At 32.2% G+C, this 17,851-nt stretch carries 11 protein-coding genes; all 11 read left to right on the top strand.

Annotated features, from left to right (window positions below; genetic code table 11):
- Nucleotides 1-6 precede the first annotated feature (6 nt).
- The 11 genes from Q0772_RS09520 to Q0772_RS09470 all read left to right on the top strand — a co-directional run bounded on the left by Q0772_RS09520 (nt 7) and on the right by Q0772_RS09470 (nt 17,849).
- Nucleotides 7-1,800: a metallophosphoesterase gene (locus Q0772_RS09520; protein WP_298343502.1), complete on the top strand. Its 1,794-nt coding sequence runs from the start codon at nt 7-9 to the stop codon at nt 1,798-1,800.
- Nucleotides 1,801-1,815: 15 nt separating this feature from the next.
- Entirely contained in the window at nt 1,816-5,847 is a 4,032-nt protein-coding gene (locus Q0772_RS09515) for a two-component regulator propeller domain-containing protein (protein WP_298343500.1), read from the top strand.
- Between the two features lie 163 nt (nt 5,848-6,010).
- Complete coding sequence (gene fucP / locus Q0772_RS09510; protein ID WP_298343497.1) at nt 6,011-7,312, top strand: L-fucose:H+ symporter permease; 1,302 nt, start codon at nt 6,011-6,013, stop codon at nt 7,310-7,312.
- A 66-nt stretch (nt 7,313-7,378) separates the two neighbouring features.
- Nucleotides 7,379-9,292 carry a GxGYxYP domain-containing protein gene (locus Q0772_RS09505; RefSeq protein ID WP_298343493.1) on the top strand — a complete coding sequence of 638 codons (1,914 nt, stop codon included), beginning with the start codon at nt 7,379-7,381 and terminating at the stop codon, nt 9,290-9,292.
- A gap of 36 nt (nt 9,293-9,328) precedes the next feature.
- A complete protein-coding gene (locus Q0772_RS09500) occupies nt 9,329-10,360 on the top strand; it encodes a LacI family DNA-binding transcriptional regulator (RefSeq protein WP_298343490.1) in 1,032 nt (343 codons plus the stop codon).
- A gap of 68 nt (nt 10,361-10,428) precedes the next feature.
- Nucleotides 10,429-13,284, top strand: a complete 2,856-nt coding sequence (locus tag Q0772_RS09495) for a glycosyl hydrolase-related protein (protein WP_298343488.1) — start codon at nt 10,429-10,431, stop codon at nt 13,282-13,284.
- A gap of 15 nt (nt 13,285-13,299) precedes the next feature.
- Nucleotides 13,300-14,004 carry an RraA family protein gene (locus Q0772_RS09490; protein WP_298343485.1) on the top strand — a complete coding sequence of 235 codons (705 nt, stop codon included), beginning with the start codon at nt 13,300-13,302 and terminating at the stop codon, nt 14,002-14,004.
- Between the two features lie 38 nt (nt 14,005-14,042).
- A complete protein-coding gene (locus tag Q0772_RS09485) occupies nt 14,043-15,503 on the top strand; it encodes a sugar porter family MFS transporter (RefSeq protein WP_298343482.1) in 1,461 nt (486 codons plus the stop codon).
- A 1-nt stretch (nt 15,504) separates the two neighbouring features.
- On the top strand, nt 15,505-15,936 hold the full coding sequence (locus Q0772_RS09480; RefSeq protein WP_298343478.1) for a hypothetical protein: 432 nt from the start codon (nt 15,505-15,507) through the stop codon (nt 15,934-15,936).
- A gap of 10 nt (nt 15,937-15,946) precedes the next feature.
- Nucleotides 15,947-16,744, top strand: a complete 798-nt coding sequence (locus tag Q0772_RS09475) for a glucose 1-dehydrogenase (protein ID WP_298343476.1) — start codon at nt 15,947-15,949, stop codon at nt 16,742-16,744.
- Nucleotides 16,745-16,784: 40 nt separating this feature from the next.
- Nucleotides 16,785-17,849, top strand: a complete 1,065-nt coding sequence (locus tag Q0772_RS09470) for a lactonase family protein (RefSeq protein ID WP_298343473.1) — start codon at nt 16,785-16,787, stop codon at nt 17,847-17,849.
- Nucleotides 17,850-17,851 lie beyond the last annotated feature (2 nt).

The raw sequence follows: 17,851 nt of genomic DNA, 5'->3' as shown, positions 1-17,851 counted from the left end.
ATCTAAATGTTCAAAAGACTTACTGTCATTTTTATTGGTTTGCTATTGTTTACTTGTAATGAGAAGCAAGGAAAAATAGATAAGAGTTTTAAAGTGGCTTTTATGGCAGATGTGCATTTGCAAGATATTTACGGAACGTTTTCAGATAATGAGTATAAAGGTGTTTTAAATCCAGCAACAGGCAAATATACCTTGGTAAGAACCATGCAATCGCAATTGCAATCTACGCGATTATTCAACGAAAACTATTTTGCTTTTTTAGCTGCTTTAGATGATGTAGCGTCTCGTAACATAAAATACGTGGTGCTGCCAGGGGATTTTAGTGACGACGGACAAATGCTGAATATAAAAGGGCTAAAACAAATATTAAAAAAGTATTCAGAAGCGCATGATATTGAGTTTATACTTACAACAGGTAATCATGACCCTGTGCGCCCGTTTTACCAAGAGTCGGGTAAATACGATTTTCTTGGAGAAGGCGGAAAACAACAACCTATTTTTAGTTCCGAAAAAGCGTTTAAAGCTGAAGAAAATCAAGAATTGAACCCCATTTTTACCAAAGATATTGCTAAGTTGGGGTATAAAGAAATACTTTCCGAATTAAAGGATTTTGGCTTTTTTCCAAAGGAAAAAGATGTGTATTGGGAAACACCGTTTTCAGATTATACGTATTCAAATTATCAATTTAATGAGGCAATACAACAGGCCGATTTATTGAACAGAAATTATGAAATCCTGCCTTTTGGCAACAAAATTCCAGATGTAAGTTATTTAGTAGAACCCACGGATGGACTTTGGTTTTTAGCTATTGATGCGAATGTTTATGTGCCAAAAAATTCAAATAATTATGGTAGTGCAAGTATTGGTTATAATAATGTTTTAACCCATAAAAAACACTTGTTAAATTGGATTAAAACTGTTACACAACGTGCAGAAAAATTAAATAAAAAACTAATTGTTTTTAGTCATTATCCAACTGTAGATTTTAACGATGGTGCCTCAAAACATATTCAAAATTTATTAGGAGAAACTAAAATGCAATTGCACAGAGTACCTAAAGAAGCTGTAGCAAAAGCTTTTATAAATGCTGGTGTAAAGGTCCATTTTGGCGGGCACATGCATATTAACGATACGGGCGTTGCAACTTTTAAAAATGGTAGTTTGATAAACGTTCAAATTCCATCATTAGCAGCATATATTCCAGCGTATAAAATAGCAACAGTAACAGCCAAAGAATTTAAAATAGAAACTATTGTAGTGGATAATGTTCCTAGATTTAGGGAGTTATTTCCGCTATACAAACAAGAGTATGAATATTTGAAAGAGAGTAATTCAAAAACAGTATGGAATTCTACTATTTTACAAGCTAAGAGTTATAAAGATTTTACCCAATTTCATTTAAAAGAATTGGTACGATTACGATTTTTAGAAGAAGATTGGAATATTTCTTTTACTGATTTTCTAGTAGAGGCAACAGAGGAGGATTTACTAAAATTTGCTTCAGAGGATACTAAAAATAATACTGAATTTAAAACTTGGACAGGTTTTGATATGCTTTTTGATTTGTATTGTTTACGTTCTGCCGATGCTCTTGCTTTTAGTGATATTGGAGAAAAAAGATTAGATAATTACAAACAAATCATTGAACTGTTTCAGGATAAATTCCAGCATTTAAAAACACCTTCTAATAGACAAAAAGACTTCAATCAGTTTTGTTTCATCTTTAAAAAGTTTTTAAATGGTGAGCCATCTGAAAATTTTGTGATAAATTTAGAGGAGCACAAAATTATAGTTAACTAAATATCGAGCACTAATTTGAAAACGAATAGACTGTTTATATTTTTCATTTTTATTTGTACTTGCATAACAAGTGCTCAAGAACTCGTTTTTGAACATTATAATGAAGTAAATGGACTGTCTCATAACTCAGTAAGATCTATTGTACAAGATAGTAAAGGCTTTTTGTGGATTGGTACATTTGGAGGAGTAAACAGATTTGATGGTTACGATTTTAAAACCTTTGAAGTTAAAGTTGATGATCCTAATTTTCTGAATAGTGATGATATTTTAGAGATTGTTGCAGACAAGCACGATAATCTTTGGATTGCAACAGACTTTGGTTTAACTAAATACAATATTCCTACACACACATTTAAAACGTATCATAGCAATAAAAAAAAGAAGAATGCAATTGTAGGAGATAAAATCAGGTCTATTTTTATTGATAACTCAGATAGACTTTGGGTGGGTACCATGCAAAATGGAATATGTTATTTTAATAAAAAAGAAGAACGTTTTTATAAAGTCAATGCAGATGGAGCTAAGAATATAAGGTCAATTTATCAGACTAGCGATGGTAAAATATGGTTTACAACTTTTAATAAAGGTGTTTTTAGTCTTACCATAGATGAAAATAATAATATATCTAATTTTAAAAATTATAAACTATCTCCAAAAAAAGAAGCGTTTATTAATGATTCGGATGCGTATTTTATTTTAGAAGATAAATTACATGACTTATACGTAGGAACAAAAGATGGATTATATCAATTTGATAATAATGATAATGAGTTTAGCCTGATTCATAAAGATAATTCTGCAGATTATTTTAGATGTTACACTATAGCACCAGACGGAAAATACTGGTTTGGAACACTTAATGGTATTATAGAATGTGAAAGTATTGATGATATAAAAAACAATACATTTAGCCGTTATGTTCCAGATATTAGAAACACAAGCTCTTTAGTAAATAACTATATTCTTTCACTTTTTTTTGATCATTCAGGAATATTATGGATAGGAACTGAAAACGGTTTAGATAAGTTAGATCCTTATGAAAATCAATTTAAAACCATAAAAGCAAATTTTACTACTAGTGGTAACATTCCGGTTATAAGTTGCTTTGCAAAAACATATAATAATAAAGTTTTAGCAGGAACTCACTCTAATGGATTATACATTAAAGATGGAAATCGATTTAGCCAAATACTAAAAAAATATAAAAAAATTAGTAGTATTTATACAACTAATAATGTTGATTTTTTTATTGGATTATGGAATGGAAAAGTTCTGAACTATAACATAAAAACAAACAAACTCAAAGAATTAGATGTTGGTTTTAAATCATCCCCAATATCAACCTTTTATAAGATATCTAACACAAGATTATTAATAGGCTCTGTGGGTGAAGGTTTAATGGAATACGATTTAAATAGAAAAACGTTTTCTAAAATTAATCCAGAACTAAATGCCATGCAAGACATCAATAAAATTGTTCCAGATAGCGAAAATGTTTTATGGCTGGCTACAGAAGAAGGTATTATTAAATATAATATCGTTAACAAAGAAACAAGACATTATAAATCTGAAGAAAATAAAAGAAGATTATCTAGTAATAAAGTAAAAGATATTATTATTGACAGCAAGGGGACAGTATGGGCTGGAACAAGAAAGGGGCTCAATTTCTACGATACTTCAAGAGATGATTTTTTTGTAAAAGAAGACCCTGTTGAATTAAAAAATAGTTGGATAACAGACATGACTACTGATGTTCACGGTTGTTTATGGCTAAACATGAACTACAATAAAATTGTAAAATATGTTCCTGAAAAAAACGAATACAGATCATTTCATATTAATAACGGTGTGCGTTCTAATCTTATTAATAAACGTGGTTTTTTACAATATGATAATACTAGAATTTATATAGGTGGAGATAAGAATATTATCTATTTTTCTCCCATTGATATAAAGGAAAATACAAATGCCCCTCAACCTTTAATAACAGAATTTAAAATACAAAATAAAGAAGTATTACCAGGCATTGAAATTGATGATCAAATAGTTCTTAATAAAGATTTAAATTATAATAATTCAGTTGAATTAAAATATCGAAATCGCAATTTTTCAATAAAGTTTACAATACCGTCTTATGCCAATGAACGTTTAAATACATATGAATATAAACTAGAAGGTTTTGATGATACTTGGAATATTACTCCAAGCAATGCAAGAACTATTCAATACACAAATTTATATCCAGGGAATTATATTCTAAAGGTAAAAGGTTCAAATAATAATGGTTATTGGAGCGAAGTATCTACATATAAAATAACCATATCTTCTCCTTTTTGGTTAACATATCAGTTTTTTATTTTGGTACTAATAGTACTTTCAATTTTAATTTATTTTTTAAGAAAACAAATAAAATATCGTATTAAATTAAAGCAAGAACTTTTGCTTGAAAAGGTTAAAAGAGAACGAGATGAGAAATTGAATAACGAAAAGTTACGTTTTTTTACAAACATTTCTCATGAGCTGCGTACACCATTAACGCTTATTTTAGGTCCTGCAAAGCAATTGTTAAAATCACAAGATGAAGAGCATCAATCGAAACATAAAATTGGACTAATTCATCAAAATGCCAACAGACTTTTAAGATTGGTAAATCAAATACTTGATTTTAGAAGAGCAGAAACAGGAGAATTAAAATTAAAAGTTTCTGAAGTTGATGTTATACAGAGTACTAAAAGTATTTTTTATTCTTTTATAGAACTAGCACAATCTAAAGATATAAACTTCAATTTTAATACCGAGGATGATTCAATTATATGTTGGGTAGATATAGATAAGTTGAATAAAATACTTTACAATCTCTTGTCAAACGCCATGAAGTTTACAAACAATCATGGGAATGTAGATTTATTTATTGGTATTGGAGGCAAAAAAAAGAAATCCTTAATCATTGAAGTTAGTGACGACGGTATTGGTATTCCGCTTGAAAGTCAGGAGAAAATATTTTCAAGATTTTACCAAGCTAAAAACAGTATGAAAAGTACCACTGGAACAGGTATAGGCCTTTCCTTAGTTAAAGCTCTAGTCGAAATTCATAAAGGTGCTATAAAGGTAGAAAGTGCTACAAAAAAAGGAAGTGTTTTTACCATAGAATTACCTGTTTATAAAAATGCGTTTACAATAGATGAAATTCAAGAATTAGATAATGAAGACATTCAGAAAGGGACAAATGAAATCATAATTGAGGCACCTTTAGCTTTAAGTAAAACAGGTAATACAAGTTCAAGTTTAAATACAAATATTAAACATAAAATTTTAATAATAGAAGACAACTCTGAACTTCGAAAATATGTAGTAGGCTATTTATCTGAATTTTATACAGTTTATGAAGCAGAAAATGGAAAAGAAGGTTTAGAAATATGTAAAAAGATAAAACCTGCTTTGTGTGTGGTAGATGTTATGATGCCCATTATGGATGGTTTTAAATTTGTGGAAGCTTTAAAAAGTGATGAAAATATAAGTCACGTTGCAGTAATTTTACTTACTGCCTTGGCAGAGAATGAAAATAGAATTAAAGGTTATAAAATTGGAGTAGACGGTTATTTAGTAAAACCTTTTGACCCTACCTTATTAAAATCGAGAATAGACAATGTTATAAAAATTCATTTTGATTTAAAACAACGATTTTCAGGAGTTGCAGAAAGTGATGTTATGACCTTGGCACATTCTCAAATTGATATCGATTTGGTATCTAAAATTAAAGAGGTTATTGAAACTAATTTAAATAAGCCTAATTTGTCTCCAAGTTTTATCTCTGAAGAAATGGCAATGAGCTCTTCTAAACTATATAGAAAAATAAAACAACTTACAGATTTATCTCCCAATGAATTTATAAGGACCATCCGCTTAAAAAAATCAGCAGAACTTTTAAAAACCAAAAACTATAATGTATCTGAAGTTTCAGATATGGTTGGATTTAATGACCCATTATATTTTAGTAGAGTTTTTAAAAAACAGTTTGGTTACGCACCAAGTAAGCTTATTAAGTAAGAGTAAACAAGTATGTTTTATTTTTTTTCTTACTTATTTGAATTAGAGTTATTTAAGTATTAATAAATCCATGAATTTGATTAAAATGTCTGTATAAAAAAGCATTGTACTTCTGATATTTGTAGTTATTAGGAATATTAAAAATAAAACAATAATCCAAATTATGAATAAAAGTAAGACATCTATAGTGCCCAAAAACATGTTAATACCATTTATTCTGGTTACTTCATTATTTGCGCTTTGGGGATTTGCAAATGCTGTAACAGATCCCATGGTACAAGCATTCAAAAAGGTGTTAGAACTATCTAATTCTCAAGCTGCATGGGTTCAAATGGCATTTTATGGAGGTTATTTCTGTATGGCTTTACCAGCAGCAATGTTTATGAGAAAGTATTCTTATAAAACAGGAATTCTAATTGGTTTAGGTTTATACGCTGTAGGTGCTTTATTATTTTATCCAGCTGCTACAACAGAGCAGTTTTGGTTTTTTTGTTTAGGGCTTTATGTACTAACTTTTGGGTTGGCATTTTTAGAAACCGCTGCGAACCCTTATGCTCTGGCAATGGGACCAAAAGAAACAGCTACACAACGATTAAATTTAGCACAAGCTTTTAATCCTGTAGGTTTAATACTAGGGTTGTTTGTTGCACAGCAATTTGTGCTTAAAAACTTAAAATCTGATGATGTAGAAAACTTTAGTGCTTTAGATGAAGCCTCTAAAATTCTAATAAAAACATCAGACTTGCTAGTTATTCGAAACCCTTATGTTATTCTAGGACTTGTTCTTGTCGGGATTTTTATTTTGTTTTTAGTAGCTAAAATGCCACAATCTAAAGCAGAAGGAGCTATGCCCAGTATTGGAGACACATTTGCCAATTTAGCTAAGAATAACAAGTATGTTTTGGGCGTTTTAGCGCAAATATTTTATGTAGGAGCACAAATAATGTGTTGGACTTATATTTATCAATATGCAGAAGCTATTGGTATGGATAGTGTAACAGCAGGATATTATCAAATGGCTGCTTTTATACTATTCACCTTTGGTAGAGCTATTGGTACTTACATGTTAAGGTTTATTGGTTCTGGTAAGTTACTTATGTTATTTGCCATATTAGCGATGTGTTTTGTTTTAGGAACTATCTTCATAAAAGGTATTATTGGTTTATATGCTTTAGTTGGTGTGTCTTTTTGTATGTCTTTAATGTTTCCAACAATTTATGGCATCGCTCTAAAAGATTTAACCGAAGAACAATCTAAAGTAGGATCTGCAGGTTTAGTAATGGCAATTGTGGGAGGCGCTTTGATGCCTAAACTACAAGGTATGATTATAGATTTAGGTGGTAATGGCGTAGCAGATATAAAAATATTAGGTGTCTCTGAAGTATCTTTTTCTTTTATACTACCACTTCTTTGCTTCTTGTATATTACTTGGTACGGACATTCAGTTAGCAAGTCAAGTATTTAAATTTATTGGAAATAGTTTTAAGAACGAAAACGATTTTATCCAATTATTAAGTTTTAAACCTAAACAATGTTTTTAAAAAGAAACTACATAAGTACACTACATATTTTAGTTATGTGTATTGTCTTTTTTCAAGCTTGTGATACAGGAAATAAGAAACATAAAGAACAGGTTAACTATTATGCAGAAAACAAAGAGACTTTTAAAGACGAAGGACAATATTGGCATTTAGAAATGAAGGTAAAACCAAAACGGTATTGGAGTTGTTCAGAAGTAGTGCCAAAAATAAATAAGAATGAGTTAGGGCATAAAGAACTAACAAAAGGATTGCAGTACCATTTACTTTGTCAGTCTATTGCTGGATTAACGAATAGAGCTGTAGATGAAGAAAAAAGCGAAATTGCAGTATGGTTACACGATTATAGTGGTAAAAAATCTTATCGTTTAATAAAAGAAACACTAGAGAATAGTGGGGTAGAAGAGCAAGGTATGCAAACAGGAATTGAATTAGCAACCAAATCGTATCAAGATAAAAATGGAGTAAAGCTTAGTATAAAAAACTTGTTTGATGGTTATGTTTTAACAGATGTAGAAAACAATCCAGAAAGTAATATGGTAGCTACAGTAGCTTCACATGTGTATAATTCTATAATTGTAGATGTAAGAGATAGAGGTTTTTTTGAAAAATCAGGTTATAAAATGACATATGATGCATCTAAAAAAAGTACTATAGATGCATGGAAAGAATTTAAAGATAATTGTAGTAATAAAGCGTTGGTAATAATGCCAGTAGCAACTGGAGAATTAAGAGAATTGGCAATAAAAAATAATTTATTTGCTATTAATTTGAATAAGGAATACAATAATTCTAAATCTGGACAAAATGTAGCATTATTTGAAGAGATTTTAAAATGGTTGGTTCCAGGAGCGCCTATTTATGGTTGGGAACAAGATGTTTCAGAAGATTTGTTTGTAGATAAGGTTTCTGAATACGGACATATTATGATGCCTGCCGACTGGGTATACAATACAAGTTTGGCATCATTAAACTACAAAAACAGGCAAAAAGGAAGTGTAAAAGTACTAGACCCTAGTACTATTAATTTTAAAGAAGAAGGTAGAAAATACGTGTCTTATTATTTGTCTGATGGCGATAATGTGCAATGGATGTTTAATGGTTTTTATTCAGATAATTATTATACCCATCCAGATGCAAAAGCAACAAAAATGGGTTTTGGTTTACCTATAGATAACTTATCTATGATGGCCCCTGAAATGTTACAATTACTTCTAGAAAAACAAGCCCCAGAAATGTCTATTATACAAACTTTTGGTGGAGGCTACAATTATGCTGATTTATACGGAAAAAAGGCAGACAGAACTAAAAACTTAAATCGAATAGCTAAAAATATAGCTACTCACATGAAACAGCGTAATGCAAAAATTTTAGCATTAATGGCAAAAGATGTTCGCTCTCAGTCAGCTATGGAAGCATATCAAACCTATGTTAATGCAAACGATAAGTTAGAAGGTATTGTAGCAGTTCAATATTCTCCTTATGCAGGAGGAGAAGGAAACATTATGTGGGTTACCAATACTAAAGGGTATCATATTCCTGTAGTTTGTGTAAAATATGCTATCTGGAATTTTGGAGACACTAATACTCAATACGAGGGAAACCCAACACACATTGCTAAAAAATTGAATTCAGAAAAAACAGAAAATCCATTTAGTCTAATTTCTATACATGCATGGAGTAGATTTACAGATATAGGAGCCTCTAGTAATGCTATAGATGAAAATCAATTAGGAGGAATTATTGGAGCAGGAGCAGCAAAACTCAATATAAATAAATTAGATAAAGTATTTAAAATAGTAAATGTAGAGGAATTAATTTGGCGAATAAGAATGCATTATAAACCAAAACAAACTTTAAAACGAATAGAAGAAATTAAAAATTATAAAGTTCTTGGGAGTAACTAGTCTTTTTTATATTTTAGCGACTAAATCGGTTTAGTTATGAAGAGTGGCAAAAAATATTCTTTAAAAGATATTGCTAATGATTTAAACATTTCCAAAACAACAGTATCGCTTGTACTTAACAATAAGGGTAATGAAAATAAAATTAGTGCAGATACCCAAAAAAGAATAAAAGACTATGCTAAGAAAAATGATTACGTACCAAATCAGTTAGCACGAGGATTAAGTATAGGAAAGAGTGAAACTATTGGATTAATTATACCAAATATTTCAGATACATTTTACTCTAAAGTAGCTGGAATAATAGAAAGGGAAGCTCAAGAACAAGGGTACACGGTACTTTTTAGTAGTTCTTATGAAGACCCAAAAAAGGAAGGAAAATTGATACACTCTATGTTAAATAGACAAGTAGATGGACTAATTATAGCATCTACACAGCAGAATCAAAAAGAAATCGATTTTTTAAAAAAAGAGAAATTTCCTTTTGTTTTGTTTGATAGGTATTATCCAGATAAGGATACAGATTATGTTGTGGTAGACAATTATTTAGGAACAAAAAAAATTACAGAGCATCTTCTTAATTTAGGAAGAAAACGAATAGGATTAATAACATTAAAACCAGGTTTAGAACCCATTGCACAAAGATTACAAGGTTATAAAGATGCCTTGACTCAATTTAACATAAAGTCTGAAGAATCCTATATAGTAGAAATTGAACGTGAATCGTATTTTAAGGAAATAGAAAACGCGTTGGTAGGTTTAGTATTAGCCAAAGATCCAGTTGATGCCATTGTGTTTTCAACACATTATTTGGCTTCTCAAGGCTTAAGGGTACTTAAAAAGTTAGCTATAAATGTACCAAAAGACGTGGCTATTGTAAGTTTTGATGAGTTAAGTGCTTTTGATATTGTAGAGCCACCAATTACATCAGTAATTCAACCTACTAATGAAATAGGGAGTGCAGCAGTAAAAATATTATTAAATAAGATAAATGGAACAACCCTTAAAAAAACTGAAACCAGAGTATTGGAAACTAAACTTGAAATTAGAGGGTCTTGTGGTCAACTATAATGGCTAACAATACTTTTTTTGATCAATAACTAAACCGATTTAGTAAAGAAAAAATAAAATAAGTAATAATGAAAAAACATTCAATTTTAATACTGATGTTAGTTTGTGGTTTTGCGTTTGGACAAAAAGCTATAAACATTAATTATGTAGAACCTTACGAATATAAAGAGGTTACAGGCAATTTATTGGCTAAAGCCAGTCTAGATATCGAAGACATTCAATTGTTTAAAAAAGTAGTTTTTGAAAACGGAAAAACTATTAATATAAAACAAGAAGAAGGTAAAGCATGGCTTTGGTTGCCGGTTTTTGGTATGCCAGAAGATATAACGTTTGTTGCCAAGTCTAAAAAGAATTCAACAAAGCAGTTATTCACACCTTTAGTTACAACAGATTGGGGCTATTTTAAAGAAGGAACATTTCATGTTATTTCTTCATCACACCAAGATATTGCATGGATGGATACACCAGCATATTGTAGGCATGAGCGCATACACGATATTATTACACCTGCCTTAGATATGATGCAGGACGACAAAGGATTTCATTTTGGAATGGAACAAACGCTAAACCTTAAAGAATTTATAGAAGAATTTCCAGGTAGAAAAAAAGAGGTCATGTTACGTTCCACAGAAGGAAGATTTACGTGGGGAGCAACCTATAATCAACCTTATGAAGGGATGCAAACCGATGAACAATTGATTCGCGAAATGTATTTTGGAAGACGTTGGCTTAAAAAGAATTTTGAAGGTAACGATGTGGTTACCGCTTTTAATACAGATGTTCCAGGTAGAACATTACAGTTCCCTCAAATACTGGCAAAATCTGGAGTAGAAAACTTATTTGTTTCTAGGATGAAAGAAGGCTTCTATAATTGGTATTCACCTGATGGTTCATCAATACCAACATATAGCCCAGGAAATTATGGTTGGGCGGTTATGTTTTATAAGCTTTTTGAACAAGATGCCATTGAGGCGATGCACAAATTGCAATCAAGAGTAAAAATGTGGGGCGACTATTATAAAGAACGTAATCTGCCACCTCATTTTGCAATATTAATTAGTAACGATGCAGCAGGACCTGCAAATTATGGAAATATTGTGTCTGAATGGAACGCTATTATAAAGAAAACAGGTGTAAAAATGCCAATACTAAGGCATTCTACGGTAACCGCATTAATGAATGAAGTAAAAACACCAGATGCCGTTTTTGAAACAATTTCTGGAGAAAGACCAAATATATGGTCTTACATTCATGGACCAGGACATGCAAAGGCAATTACTGCTTCAAGAAAAGCAGGACGTTTGTTGCCTTCAGCAGAAATTTTTGCTTCAATAGATGCGGTTTTGAAAGGATCATTTGATGATTATCCAACAGAAGAAATTTCTAATGCCTTTGAAGAGTCCATTTATCCAGACCATGGTTGGGGAGGAAAGAACGGACATATAACCGATAGTATTTTTCGTTCTAAATTAGAATTTGCCGCTTCTGAAGCAGATAGATTAATTGAAAAATCACTTCAATCTATCACTAAAAATGTAAAAACCAAGCGTAACAACGCCGTTGTTGTTTATAACGACCTTTCTTGGGCAAGAACCACTACCGCAGCTGTAGAATTAAAGGATAATTCAAATTATTACGTTGTTGATGCCAACGGAACAGCTGTTGCTTCACAAATAACGAAACGAGACGGAAAAAGAACACTGGAGTTTGTGGCTCCGAACATTCCATCTTTAGGATATGCTACATTTTACTTAAAAAAAGGAAAAAAATCTATTAAGGTCAAAAAATCAGTATCACCTAACGCATTAAGTAATCAATTCTACACATTACGATTAGGGGATGGTGGTCTAACGTATTTGTTTGATAAGAAGTTAAATAAGGAAGTAGTAAAAACAACAAGATTTGCAGGTGGAGATGTTATTACTATGAAATATGATGGTAATGGTGCAGGGGAGTTTACCCAAATGACAGAACCTAAGATGGACGGTTTTAATAAAACAAGTCAACATATATTAAATTGGGAAATAGTAGGTGATGGGGCAGTTTATACCGAGTATAAAAACAAGGTTAAGTTTAAACATGCAGATATTGTTCAATATGTAAAAGTGCATCACCATATTAAAAAAATCGATTTTTCAGTTGATATTTTAAACTGGGATGGCACCCACAACCGTGAGTTTAGATTCATGCTGCCTTTAGATATGGAGGATTCCACAATTAAATATGAAGTACCTCTTGCAATTGCAGAAGTTGGAAAGTCAGAAATGAAAGAAGCACCACGCGGATGGGCATGGGGAGGAACTTACGATCAAAAACCTGTAGAGATTCATCCAAGAGAAGTAATGAATTTTATTTCTTCAGAAAAAGATGGTTTTGAAGTAACCTTAGCTACGGATGTTTCTTTGGCAGATTGGATAGATCCAACAAGAGAATCGGTAGAATATACGGTGCTTCAAGGTATTCTTATGGCATCACATAAAAGTTGTCATGGAGAAGGAAATTGGTATCATCAAACAGGAGATCATCATTTTGAGTTTTCAATAACATCTCATGAAGCCAATGATAAAATTTCTTATCAATTTGGAAATGGTTCAAACCACCCATTACAAGTTGTAAAACAAGACAAGAAAAACAACTCAGGTACTTTACCGTCTAGTAAAAGCTTTTTCAATATTTCTGAACCTATGGTGCGTGTTAGTACCATTAAAAAAGCTGAAGATGATAATGCACTTGTTTTAAGATTGGTAGAACTTAACGGTAAAAATAGTCAGCCAACAATCACTTTGCCTAAAGCAGCTTCAAAAGTGATTAAAACGAATCTAATTGAGGAAGAAGTTAAAACACTTGATGTAAATGGTAAGCATATAAAAATTGATTTAGGTAATAACGCTATTGAAACCTATAAACTTCTACTAAATAACTAATTGTAAATCAGAAATATGAGTGCCACTAGCAAAATTTGGAAAAATGATAAAGAGCTATTTACTATAGCTAAATCAGAATTGTTTGTTGCCTTGGTTGGCGATATTTTAGATACGCTTGGATACCAACATCAATTTCTTCCACCAAATATTAAACCGTTAAACACAGACTTTGTTTTAATAGGAAGAGCAATGCCTGTTTTGGAAGCCGATGTGTTTGAAGAATCTGCAGAAAACACGAATAATCCCATCATGAAAAAGCCTTTCGGGATTATGTTTGAAGCCTTAGACGATTTAAAGGAAGATGAAGTTTACATCTGTTCAGGTTCATCTCCAAGATACGCACTTTGGGGTGGATTAATGAGTACAAGAGCTTTAAAATTGAAAGCTGCCGGTGCAGTACTTCACGGATACTCTAGAGATACAAATGAGGTGTTAAGTCTTAATTTCCCAACCTTTTCTTATGGTGGTTATGCGCAAGACCAAGGTCCAAGAGGAAAAGTCATAGATTACCGTGTACCCATAGAAATTGAGGGCACGCGCATCAATCCTGGTGATATTATATATGGTGATAGAGATGGCGTAATTATAGTACCTAAAGCTGTTGAGGAAGAAGCATTTATGGGTGCCATAGGAAAAGCTAGAGGCGAACAGTTAGTTAAAAAAGCTTTAGAAGAAGGTATGAGTACTGTTGATGCTTATAATAAATTCGGAATTATGTAATCTATAATTCAAATTAACTAAACTAAAACCAAACATGTATGAGTACTAAAAAATCTAACTATTTATTGGGAATCAGTTTTGTATCTACCATTGGAGGATTTCTATTTGGATACGATACAGCGATTATTTCTGGGTGCAATTCATTTTTAGAACAGCACTTTCAATTGTCTGCGGCTATGTTAGGTTTGGTAGTATCATCTGCATTATTAGGTACCATTTTAGGCTGTGTTATCGCAGGCACTATAACGGATAAATTTGGCAGAAAAAAGGCGCTTATTTTAGCGGCACTTTGTTTAACCGTATCTGCCTTAGGTTCTATGCTTCCACCACAATTTTTGGGAGATTTAGATCATAGCTTTTGGATTGCATCAGACGTTACTACATCTTTCAATTTCTTAATAGTAGTCAGGTTAATTGGTGGTATCGGTGTAGGTATAACATCGGTGGTGGCACCAATTTATATTTCAGAACTATCTAAACCCGAGAGTAGAGGTAAAATGGTGTCAATGTATCAGTTATCGATTACTCTAGGAATCCTTTTGGCCTTTTTAGTAGATTGGATTGTACTAAGCAATGCAGGCGATGCGGCAGGAATTATCTCCAGTGAATCATCTTCATTTTGGAGTTGGTTATTTGTAGATGAATTATGGCGAGGCATGTTTGGAACAGAAGTACCAATCGCATTACTATTCTTGTGTTTGCTTTTTATAGTACCAGAAACCCCTAGGTGGTTAATTACCAAAGGAAGGAAAGTTGAAGCGCTAGCGATAATGGAAAAGATACTTGGTAAAGAAGAAGCGCAAGTGGAGATGAAAGAAATAGAGGCTTTGGAAAAAGAAGAAACAGGAGGCTTTAAAGAATTATTTCAACCGTTTTTAAGAATTCCACTTTTAATAGGCATTCTGCTTCCAATGTTTGCGCATTTAAGTGGTATTGCGGCAATTATGTACTACGCACCAAACATAATTAACGAGTCTGTTAAAAGTGTAGAAAGTGCTTTTTTAGGTGCGGTTTTAGTAGGTGTTGTTAATAGTGCATTTACGTTTGTAGCCATTTCTCAGATTGAAAAGTTTGGTAGAAAAAAACTACTACTTATAGGAGTTGTAGGCGCTTTTATTTCATTATCTGGTGTTGGTATATTGTTCGCTATTGGTTCACAATACGTTATCATACCGTTACTAATGTACGTCGCAAGTTTCGCATTCTCATTCGGTCCTATTGTTTGGGTTATTATTAGTGAGATTTTTCCAACAAGAATAAGAGGTTTAGCGGTATCTATTGGAAGTTTTTCATTAATGGTCACTGGTTTTGTAGTAACACTTACCAATCCTGTTTTAATAGAAACTATTAATGCCTCTGGAACCTTCTTTCTATATGCCTTTTTAACCATGCCAGCCATTTGGTTTATCTGGAAATTTGTTCCAGAAACAAAAGGAAAAACCTTAGAAGATATAGAGAAGTATTGGCGTTCAAAAATTAAGTCTAGTAACAAATCATAAAATGATTGAAACATATAAAATTGAAGGCGATGGGTATCATCCATTTTTAATAAGAGATGGATGGCAAGTAGCTCAGCTTAACTACCAAGAAGAACAGCATATAAACAATATAAAAAAATTGGATGTTCATCTACAAACAGATGAGGTTTTTGTTTTAACTAAAGGAAACTCAGTATTAATTGCAGCCAAAATTGAAGAAGGGGAGCCTGTTTTTGAACTGGAACTTATGGAACAGCATAAAGTTTATAACATTCCACAAGATATGTGGCATAATATAGCCATGGAAAAAGGGAGCGAAGTGATAATCATAGAAAAATCGAATACACACATTTCTGATTTTGAATTCTTTGAATTAAGTGAAGAGAAACAAATTGAATTAAAGGAAAAGGTTGAAGTTCTTATGAATTCAGTTAATTGTTTAGAAAAAAAGTAAACGTAAGCCTATGAAACATATTGATTTAACAGGAAAAACGGCTTTAGTTACGGGAGGAAGTCAAGGTATAGGAGCTGAAATTTGCAAACAACTAGCAGCCTGTGGTGCTAATGTTTTTATAAATTATTATAGTAATAAGGAAAAGGCAGAACTTGTTGCCAAAGAGATAAGAAAGTCTTTTGATGTAAAAGTAGCTATTGGTAGAGCAAACGTATCTAAATCTAGTGACGTTAAAGCTATGTTTAACAAACTAGATGAAGAACTCGGCAGTTTAGATATTTTAGTAAATAATGCGGGTAGTGAGAGCGTAGAGCATGTTTTAGATTTAGAAGAAGATGAATGGGATAGAGTAATAAATATCAATCTAAAAGGACCTTTTTTGTGTGCTCAAGAAGCAGGGCGAAGAATGGAATTAAATAAATCGGGTGTCATTATAAATATATCCTCCATTCATGATGCTGTACCAAGAAAAGGCTTAATTCATTATTGTTCTGCTAAGGCAGGATTAAAAATGTTTTCTAAATGTTTGTCTTTAGAATTAGCAGAGAGCAATATAAGGGTGGTTTCGGTAGCTCCGGGTGCCATAGAAACCAATATGAATAGAGAAGAAATCAACAAATTTGGTCGAGAAAAATTCAACAATTGGATTCCGTCCGGTAGAGTTGGTAGTGTTACCGAAGTTGCCAATACGGTAGCTTTTCTTGCTAGTGATATGGCAGCGTATATTAATGGTTCAGACTTGTATATAGACGGTGCGTATATGAATCAGACCATACAGTACGATCCACGCCCACCACGTAAAAAATAGGAATTCATAATTTTTAATAGAATCAATTCTCATAACAATAATGCTAAAAAATAAGGCAATATTCTATACAGGAAGTTACACACAAGCAGGCGCACCTGCCGAAAACCCAACAGGAGCTGGTATAGGATGCTTTCAATTAAACATTGAAACAGGAGAAATTAAAAACCTGCATTATACAAAACAACGTAACCCCAGTTATCTAACCATTTCTGAAGACAAAAAATATCTCTATGCTCTTGAGGAAATGTTTGAAAATTTAAATCCTAAAGTGTATGCGTATAAAATTGAAAAAGATGGGGCATTAACACTTTTAAACTCACAAAAAATAGATGGCGATTATGCATGCCATTTAGCTATTATTAAAGATAGGTTGGTACTGGCTAATTATGTTTCAGGAAATTTATTGTCTTTTCCAATTCTAAACGATGGGAGTTTAGCCCCTTGTTCACAAGAGATTAAACACAAGGGTACAGGACCTAATACAGAACGACAGGAAGCTGCACATGCCCATATGATATACCCTTTTGGAGAAGATAAAATGTATGGCGTAGACCTAACTTTAGATACTGCCATAGCCTATCAACTAAATAACACTTCTAAAGCTTGGGAGGCTAAACCAAATCTTGATATTACAATTGAGAAGGGTAGCGGTTCAAGACATATGGTTATGGATAACACCGAAGGTTTTGCTTATATATTAGGGGAATTAACAGGAGAAATTTCTGTGGCTGACTTACGAGGAAGTAAACCTGAAATCGTACAAAAACTAAGTTTTATTCCAGAAAATCATACGGGAGCTATTGGCGGCGCTGCGATTAGAATACATCCAAATGGGAGGTTTTTGTATGCTTCAAATCGAGGTTCAGAAACGATTACAATATTCAGAATTGATAATACTTCTAAACAATTGAGTTTGGTCGAACATCAATCCACTCTAGGTAAAACACCAAGGGATTTCAACATTGATAGAACGGGTAACTGGCTCATAGCAGCAAATCAAGATTCGAATACATTGGCGGTATTTCAAATCAATCCAAAAAATGGACTGCTACAGGAGAAATCAAAATTAGAAGTACAAACACCAGTAAATATTTGCTGGTTGTAAAA

This window comes from uncultured Algibacter sp., from assembly GCF_947490405.1.
Lineage (GTDB): Bacteria > Bacteroidota > Bacteroidia > Flavobacteriales > Flavobacteriaceae > Algibacter_B.
This window is presented reverse-complemented; position numbering and strand designations above follow the sequence as displayed.

What these genes read in the sequence shown, in the direction of transcription:
- Q0772_RS09520 (WP_298343502.1), top strand. Translation starts at nt 7, where the DNA reads ATGTTCAAAAGACTTACTGTCATTTTTATTGGTTTGCTATTGTTTACT.
- fucP (WP_298343497.1), top strand. Translation starts at nt 6,011, where the DNA reads ATGAATAAAAGTAAGACATCTATAGTGCCCAAAAACATGTTAATACCA.
- Q0772_RS09505 (WP_298343493.1), top strand. Translation starts at nt 7,379, where the DNA reads ATGTTTTTAAAAAGAAACTACATAAGTACACTACATATTTTAGTTATG.
- Q0772_RS09500 (WP_298343490.1), top strand. Translation starts at nt 9,329, where the DNA reads ATGAAGAGTGGCAAAAAATATTCTTTAAAAGATATTGCTAATGATTTA.
- Q0772_RS09495 (WP_298343488.1), top strand. Translation starts at nt 10,429, where the DNA reads ATGAAAAAACATTCAATTTTAATACTGATGTTAGTTTGTGGTTTTGCG.
- Q0772_RS09490 (WP_298343485.1), top strand. Translation starts at nt 13,300, where the DNA reads ATGAGTGCCACTAGCAAAATTTGGAAAAATGATAAAGAGCTATTTACT.
- Q0772_RS09485 (WP_298343482.1), top strand. Translation starts at nt 14,043, where the DNA reads ATGAGTACTAAAAAATCTAACTATTTATTGGGAATCAGTTTTGTATCT.
- Q0772_RS09480 (WP_298343478.1), top strand. Translation starts at nt 15,505, where the DNA reads ATGATTGAAACATATAAAATTGAAGGCGATGGGTATCATCCATTTTTA.
- Q0772_RS09475 (WP_298343476.1), top strand. Translation starts at nt 15,947, where the DNA reads ATGAAACATATTGATTTAACAGGAAAAACGGCTTTAGTTACGGGAGGA.
- Q0772_RS09470 (WP_298343473.1), top strand. Translation starts at nt 16,785, where the DNA reads ATGCTAAAAAATAAGGCAATATTCTATACAGGAAGTTACACACAAGCA.